This window comes from Achromobacter mucicolens (assembly GCF_902859725.1).
GTDB lineage: Bacteria > Pseudomonadota > Gammaproteobacteria > Burkholderiales > Burkholderiaceae_B > Achromobacter > Achromobacter mucicolens.
Genome location: NZ_CADIJP010000018.1, coordinates 124855 through 132759, shown reverse-complemented (window position 1 = coordinate 132759; position 7905 = coordinate 124855). Strand labels below are relative to the sequence as shown.

The window sequence follows — 7905 nt, the reverse complement described above, 5'->3', positions numbered from 1 at the left end:
CTGCCGCCCCGGCCTCGACCGCCGCTGCCGGCGTCGCTTCGCCCGCCGCCTCGAAGATCCTGGCCGAGAAGGGCGTTGACGCCGCTTCCGTGTCGGGCACCGGCCGCGATGGCCGCGTGACCAAGGGCGACGCCCTGGCCGCCAGCGCCCAGCCCAAGGCCGCGCCGGCCAAGGCTGCCGCCGCGCCCGCCCCGACCACGCTGTCGCTGGACGGCCGTCCGGAACAGCGCGTGCCGATGAGCCGCCTGCGCGCCCGCATCGCCGAGCGCCTGCTGCAATCGCAGCAGGAAAACGCGATCCTGACCACGTTCAACGAAGTCAACATGCAGGCCGTCATCGACCTGCGCGCCAAGTACAAGGACAAGTTCGAAAAGGAACACGGCATCAAGCTGGGCTTCATGTCGTTCTTCGTCAAGGCCGCCGTTGCCGCGCTGAAGAAGTACCCGCTGATCAACGCCTCGATCGACGGCAAGGACATCATCTACCACGGCTACTTCGACATCGGTATCGCTGTCGGCAGCCCGCGTGGCCTAGTGGTGCCGATCCTGCGCAACGCCGACCAGCTGTCGATCGCCGACATCGAGAAGACCATTGCCGACTTCGGCCGCCGCGCCGCTGACGGCAAGCTGGGCATCGAAGAAATGACCGGCGGCACGTTCTCGATCTCCAACGGCGGCGTGTTCGGCTCGATGCTGTCGACCCCGATCATCAACCCGCCGCAATCGGCCATCCTGGGCGTGCACGCCACGAAGGATCGCGCCGTCGTCGAAAACGGCCAGATCGTCATCCGCCCGATGAACTACCTGGCCCTGTCCTACGACCACCGCATCATCGACGGCCGCGAAGCCGTGCTGGGCCTGGTCGCCATGAAGGACGCCCTGGAAGATCCGCAGCGCCTGTTGCTGGACCTGTAATCTCGACGCCCCTGGCCGGCGCCGAGCGCGACCCGCAAGTCGCGCGGCGCCCGGGCCGGCTCCCCGCCGGCCCGCAGCACGACCACGCTGGTCAGGAAGTGCGCTTCTTCACCCCTCATTCGCGAGAACACTATGTCCAAACAATTTGACGTCGTCGTGATCGGCGCAGGCCCCGGCGGCTACATCGCCGCCATCCGCGCCGCGCAGCTCGGCATGTCGGTCGCCTGCATCGACGCCTGGCAGAACGGCCAAGGCGGCCCGGCTCCCGGCGGCACCTGCACCAACGTCGGCTGCATCCCGTCCAAGGCGCTGCTGCAATCGTCGGAACACTACGAGCAAGCCAACCACCACTTCGCCGAGCACGGCATCGAAGTCAAGGGCGTCAGCCTGAAGCTCGACACGCTGATCGGCCGCAAGAACACGGTGGTCAAGCAGAACAACGACGGCATCCTGTACCTGTTCAAGAAGAACAAGGTTACGTTCTTCCACGGCAAGGGCGCGTTCAGCGGCCAAGTGGAAGGCGGCTGGGCCATCAAGGTCACCGGCACCGCCGAGGAAGACCTGGTTGCCAAGCACGTCGTGGTCGCCACCGGCTCGTCGGCGCGTGAACTGCCTGGCCTGCCGTTCGATGAAAAGGTCGTGCTGTCCAACGACGGTGCACTGAACATCGGCGCCGTGCCCAAGACGCTGGGCGTCATCGGCGCTGGCGTGATCGGTCTGGAAATGGGCAGCGTGTGGCGCCGCCTGGGTTCCGAAGTCACCATCCTGGAAGCGATGCCGGAATTCCTGGCCGCCGCCGACCAGCAAGTGGCCAAGGAAGCCCTGAAGGCCTTCACCAAGCAAGGCCTGAACATCCAGATGGGCGTCAAGATCGGCGAGATCAAGGCGACCGCCAAGTCCGTGACCGTGCCTTACGTCGACGCCAAGGGCGCCGAGCAGAAGCTGGTCGTGGACAAGCTGATCGTCTCGATCGGCCGCGTGCCCTACACCGGCGGCCTGAACGCCGACGCCGTGGGCCTGAAGCTGGACGAACGCGGCTTCGTGGCCGTGGACGGCGACTGCAAGACCAACCTGCCGAACGTCTGGGCAGTGGGCGACGTGGTGCGCGGCCCGATGCTGGCGCACAAGGCCGAGGAAGAGGGCGTTGCGGTTGCCGAGCGCATCGCCGGCCAGCACGGCCACGTCAACTTCGACACCGTGCCGTGGGTCATCTACACCTCGCCGGAAATCGCCTGGGTCGGCAAGACCGAACAGCAGTTGAAGGCCGAAGGCCGTGAGTACAAGGCCGGCAGCTTCCCGTTCCTGGCCAACGGCCGCGCCCGCGCGCTGGGCGACACCACCGGCTTTGCCAAGGTGATCGCCGATGCCAAGACCGATGAAGTCCTGGGCGTGCACATCGTGGGCCCGATGGCCTCGGAACTGATCTCGGAAGCCGTGACCATCATGGAATTCCGCGGCGCCGCCGAAGACATCGCCCGCATCTGCCACGCGCACCCGACCCTGTCGGAAGCCGTGAAGGAAGCCGCGCTGGCCGTGGACAAGCGCGCGCTGAACTTCTAAGCCGCGTCTGACTGCTGCAAGACCGGGGGCGGGTTTCAGGACCCGCCCTTTTCTTTACCGCCATTACCATTTCAGCCTGATCCGGTTCCCCTATGAACGTCAGCGACTACTACGAACACGCATTGGCCGAACGCGGCTACAAGCCCGACGACGCGCAGAAGAAGGCGATCGACCGCTTGCAGCGCTATTACGACGAATGGGTCAAGTTCAAGTCGATGCGCTCGAACGCGCTGAAAAAGCTGCTGAACCGTCCCGACGTGCCGCGCGGCGTGTACCTGTGGGGCGGCGTGGGCCGCGGCAAGAGCTTTCTGATGGATGCGTTCTATGCCACCGTGCCGGTGGTGCGCAAGACGCGCCTGCACTTTCACGAATTCATGCGCGGCGTGCACCGCGAGCTCGAGGAAGTCAAGGGCATGCAGGATCCGCTGGACGAGGTCGCCAAGCGCGTGGCGAAGCGTTACCGGCTGATCTGCTTCGATGAATTCCACGTGTCCGACGTGGCGGACGCAATGATCTTGCACCGCCTGCTGCTCAAGCTGTTCGAATACGGCACGTCGTTCGTGATGACGTCCAACTACGAACCCTCCACGCTGTACACCGACGGCCTGCACCGCGACCGCGTGCTGCCCGCCATCGCGCTGATCCAGTCGCGCATGGACGTCATGAACGTGGATGCCGGCATCGATTACCGCCGCCGCTCGCTGGAGCAGGTGCAGAGCTATCACACGCCGCTGGACGAGCAGGCGCAGCAGGCGCTGCAGGCGGCCTTCGACGCGTTGGCCGACACCCCCCCGCAAGAGCCGGTGCTGCACATCGAGCATCGCGAGATCCGCGCGTTGGCGCTGGGCGGCTCGGTGGTGTGGTTCGACTTCGCCACGCTGTGCGGCGGGCCCCGTTCGCAGAACGACTACCTGGAACTGGCCAACCGCTTCCACGCCGTGATCCTGTCGGGCGTGCCGCGCATGGGCCCGCGCCAGGCGTCCGAGGCGCGCCGCTTCACCTGGCTGATCGACGTGTTCTACGACCATCGCGTCAAGCTCATCATGTCGGCCGAGTGCGAGCCCGAAGAGATCTACACGGAAGGTGCGCTGGCCAACGAGTTCCACCGGACCGTCTCGCGCATTCTGGAAATGCAGTCGCGCGAATACCTCGAATCCGAACGCCGCCTGGCCGCGACGTTGTAGTAATGCCTCACCCGGCCCCCAATTTCAGGGCCGGGTGAGGGCAATCATTGTTAATGCAAGTCATTATCAATTAAGATTTTGAGACTTTTGGTCCCGCGCCGCAGTCTCATCCGTGTCTTCCACCTTGCTTTCCTCATCGGCCCCGTGCGTCGACGCTCAGGTCGCGCCTGTCGATGGCCTGTACCGCGATCACCGCCCGTGGCTGTTCGGATGGCTGCGCCGCAAGCTGGGCTGCGAACACCGCGCCGAGGATCTGGCGCAGGACGTCTTCGTCAGGGTCATCCAGGGCCGCAAGCAGGTGCGGGCCAACGAGGCCCGGGCGCTCCTCACCACCATCGCAAAGGGATTGGTCGTCGACCACCAGCGCCACGCCGCGCTGGAACACGCGTACCTTGCCTATCTGGCGAGCGTGCCTGAAACCTATGCGCCGTCGCCCGAGGCGCAGGCCGAGCAATTGCAGGCGCTGGTGCAGCTGGATCGCCTGCTGGACGGGCTGCCGCCGAAGGCGCGCGCCGCGTTCCTGCTGGCGCAGCTTGACGGCCTGACGTATCCCGAGATCGCCGAACGCCTTGATGTGTCGTTGAGTTCCGTGCAGCAATACATGGTGCGCGCGATGTCCGCGTGCTATGCGGCGATCCATGCCTGACGCGCTGAACCTCAAGCCGGCCGCAGGCAGGTCTTCGGATGCCGCCCCTTCGGAGGCCGTCGTGCGCGAGGCAATTGTCTGGTGGACCCGGCTGCAATCCGGGGTTGCCGACGCGCAGGCGCGCGAGTCGTGCCGCGCCTGGATTGCGCAGGATCCCGCGCATCGCGTGGCGTGGGATCGGCTGCAGGACATCGGCCGCGATGCGCGCCGGGTGCCGGCAGCGTTGGCGCACACCGCGCTGAACGCGCCTGCCTCGCGCGGCCGGCGCGCCGCGCTGCGCAGCCTGTTGGCCGTGGCCGGCGTGGCCGCGACCGGCTGGGCCGGCTACCGTCATGCGCCCTGGCAACGGCTGGTCGCCGACTACAGCACCCGCGTGGGCGAGCGCCAGGCCCTTGCGCTGGCGGACGGGCTGCGCGTCACCCTGAACAGCGATTCTGCCGTGCGCGTCAACGTCAGCGGCAACGTACGTGATATTGCGCTCTTGCGCGGCGAGATGCTGGTGCAGGCCGAGCCGCATCCGGGCGCATCGACGCTGCGCGTGGACACCGGCGACGGCCAACTGCAGGCCGAGCGCGCACGCTTCGACCTGCGGCGAACGGCGGACGGCGCGCGCGTGGGCGTGTACGAAGGCAGCGTGGCGCTGTTGCGCCATGGCGTCCTGACGCAGCTTGCCGCCGGTGAACGGCTGTTTCCTGCCGAAGACGGCGAACTTCAGCGCGGCGCGACGGACCCGGATCGGCTCGCGTGGGTGGACGGCATGGTGGTGGCCAAGGAATGGCGGCTGGACGATTTTGCCGAGCACCTGGCCCGCCAGCGCGTGGGCGTCATCCGCGTCGATCCCGCGGTTGGGGGCTTGCGGCTTTCCGGGGTGTTTCCGCTGGACGACGCCGAGCGCGCGCTCAAGGCGCTGGAACACTCCCTGCCGATCACCGTCACGCGCCACACGCAGTATTGGCTGCAGGTCGGACCTCGCGACGCCTGAGCGTTACAAATTTTCTTGCCGGCGCATTGCAGGTTTTGCATCCCCGTACGGAAAGCAGAAAGAAACCACCGTACAGGGAGATGTCTGTGTCCGCTTCAATCCACACCCGCCTGCGCGCACCGCTGACCGCCGGCCGTCAAGCCGTGCTGGCCGTGTCGTGCGCCGGGGCGCTGGCCGCCGGCGCGCCCGCGGCCTGGGCGCAGTCCGCGCCAGCCGCCGACGCGGCGGCAGCCGCCAATGGCCAGCGCGGTTTTCAGATTGCGGCAGGGCCGCTGGCCGATGCGCTGACGCAGTTTGCGCGCAGCGCGGGCGTGGTGCTGTCGTTCGATCCGGCGCTGGTGCGGGGGCGGCGTTCGGACGGGTTGAACGGCGCGTATACGGTGGGCGCGGGCTTCTCGCGCATCCTGGCGGGCAGCGGCCTGCAGGCGCGTGCGCAATCGGGCAACACGTGGACGCTGGCGCCCGCGCCGGCCTCCGTGGGCGATACGCACACGCTGGCGCCCGTGACGGTCACTGGCATGTCGGACAGCGCCTATGCGCCCACGGTGGGCTACGTGGCCACCGCCAGCGCCAGCGCCACCAAGACGGACACGCCGCTGATCGAGACGCCGCAATCGGTGTCCGTGGTCACGCGCGAGCAGATCACCGAGCAGGGCGCGCAGACGCTGAATCAGGTGCTGCGCTACACGGCGGGCGTGGCCACCGAGTCGCGCGGCGCCACGGCGACCCGCCTGGACCAGTTCAACGTGCGCGGGTTCTCGGCGTCCACTTACCTTGACGGTCTGCGCGTGTTCGGCGGCCGCGATGCGCTGCCGCAGGTCGATGCCTTCCGCCTAGAGCGCGTGGACGTGCTCAAGGGGCCGGCGTCGGTCATGTACGGGCAGGGAGGTCCGGGCGGCGTGGTGAACCAGGTCAGCAAGCGGCCGCTGGACGAGCCGTTGCGCGAGGTGGAGCTGCAGGTTGGCAATTACGACTTCCGCCGCGCCAACTTCGACTTCGGCGGCCCCATCGACGAAGAGGGCAAGTACCTGTATCGCCTGGTGGGGGCGGGCTACATGTCGGACGGCCAGGTGCAGGACACCAAGGAACGCCGCTACTTCGTGTCGCCCGCGTTTGCCTGGAAACCGAATGCCGATACCTCGCTGACCATCCTGACCAATTTCCAGCATGATCCCGACATGGGGTCGTACGGCGCGGTGCCGGCCATGCGCACCTTGCTGCGTGCGCCCGACGGCTTCCGGCTGCCCGCCGATTACTACGACGGCGACGCCAATTTCGAAAAGAGCGACCGCAAGAGCTACTCGCTGGGCTACATCCTGGACCATCGCTTCAACGACACGTTCAAGGCCTCGCAAAGCCTGCGCTGGACGCACTCGGACGCCAAGTACCGCAGCGTCTACGGCGCGATGACCAACTACTACGGCTATACGGACAGGACCTACCTGTACCACCAGCGCGCCTCGATCGCGACCGACGTGGATGTGGGGGCGCTGACCATCGACAACAACCTGCAGGCCCGCTTCAACACCGGCAAGATCGGCCACAACGTCCTGGTGGGATTCGACTACCAGCACGTCAAGACCGACACGTTGTCGGGCTTCGGTTCCGCACCGGCGCTCTACGTGAAGAACCCGGACAATTTCCAGAACATTCCGGTTCCGGCGTTCTCCAGCGACGCGACCACCACGCAGTACCAGACCGGCGTGTATTTCCAGGACCAGATCAAGATCGACCGTCTGTCGTTCCTCTTGGGTGGGCGCTACGACTGGTCGCGCAATGTGGGCGAGACCACGGCGATTGCCTCGGGCCGCGTGACCCCGTCCAAGCTGAACGCCGAGGCGTTCTCGGGCCGGTTCGGCGCCATCTACAACTTCGACAACGGCGTGGCGCCGTACTTCAGTTACTCGGAATCCTTCGAACCGCAGTCGGGCACGGGCTGGAACAACACGCCGTTCAAGCCGATCGAGGGCAAGCAGTACGAAGTGGGCATCAAGTACCAGCCGCCGGGCTCGGCCACGATGCTGACCTTCGCGGCCTTCGACATCCGCCGCGAGAACATGACGACCACCGACCCGGACCCGACGCACGTGTGCGGCACGGCGGGTGGACGTTGCTCGATCCAGGCGGGCGAGGTGCGCACGCAGGGCATCGAACTTGAGGCCAAGACCGAGCCGATGCGCGGCCTGTCGCTGATTGCCGCCTACTCGGTCATGAACAACGAATACACCAAGGCCTATCCGAATGCGGCGGGCTTCGATCTGACGGGCAAGACCCCCGCCGCGCTGCCGTCGCAGCAGGCGTCGGCCTGGGCGCGCTACCAGCTTCAGGAAGGCCCGCTGGCCGGCCTTGGCGTGGGCGGCGGCGTGCGGTATATCGGTTCGTCGTACGCCAACGAGGCCAACACGCTGAAGGTGCCGAAAGTCACGCTGGTGGACCTGATGCTGGACTACGACCTGGGCCGCGCCTCGCCCGCGCTCAAGGGCATGCAGGTTGCGCTGAACGTGCAGAACCTGTTCGACAAGGAGTACATCGCGTCGTGCTCCGGCGAGTCCTGGTGCTGGTTCGGCTACCAGCGCTCCATCAAGGCGAGCCTGCGATACCGCTGGTAAGCAGGTTGGC

General features: G+C 66.7%; 6 protein-coding genes. All 6 read left to right on the top strand.

What is annotated here, in order from left to right; all coding sequences use genetic code 11:
- The coding region (gene odhB / locus HV786_RS21445; protein ID WP_175211775.1) for a 2-oxoglutarate dehydrogenase complex dihydrolipoyllysine-residue succinyltransferase at positions 1 to 914 on the top strand (914 nt) is incomplete at its 5' end.
- Between the two features lie 132 nt (positions 915 to 1046).
- Complete coding sequence (gene lpdA, locus HV786_RS21440; protein WP_128827713.1) at positions 1047 to 2474, top strand: dihydrolipoyl dehydrogenase; 1428 nt, start codon at positions 1047 to 1049, stop codon at positions 2472 to 2474.
- Between the two features lie 92 nt (positions 2475 to 2566).
- Positions 2567 to 3658 carry a cell division protein ZapE gene (gene zapE, locus HV786_RS21435; RefSeq protein WP_128827714.1) on the top strand — a complete coding sequence of 364 codons (1092 nt, stop codon included), beginning with the start codon at positions 2567 to 2569 and terminating at the stop codon, positions 3656 to 3658.
- 112 nt (positions 3659 to 3770) lie between these two features.
- Positions 3771 to 4304 (top strand): sigma-70 family RNA polymerase sigma factor, encoded by a 534-nt coding sequence (locus HV786_RS21430; RefSeq protein ID WP_128827715.1) that lies wholly within the window; start codon positions 3771 to 3773, stop codon positions 4302 to 4304.
- Positions 4297 to 5286 (top strand): FecR domain-containing protein, encoded by a 990-nt coding sequence (locus HV786_RS21425; protein ID WP_175211772.1) that lies wholly within the window; start codon positions 4297 to 4299, stop codon positions 5284 to 5286. The genes HV786_RS21430 and HV786_RS21425 overlap by 8 nt, the downstream gene beginning before the upstream one ends.
- A gap of 80 nt (positions 5287 to 5366) precedes the next feature.
- Complete coding sequence (locus HV786_RS21420) at positions 5367 to 7895, top strand: TonB-dependent siderophore receptor (RefSeq protein ID WP_175211770.1); 2529 nt, start codon at positions 5367 to 5369, stop codon at positions 7893 to 7895.
- Positions 7896 to 7905: the final 10 nt, after the last annotated feature.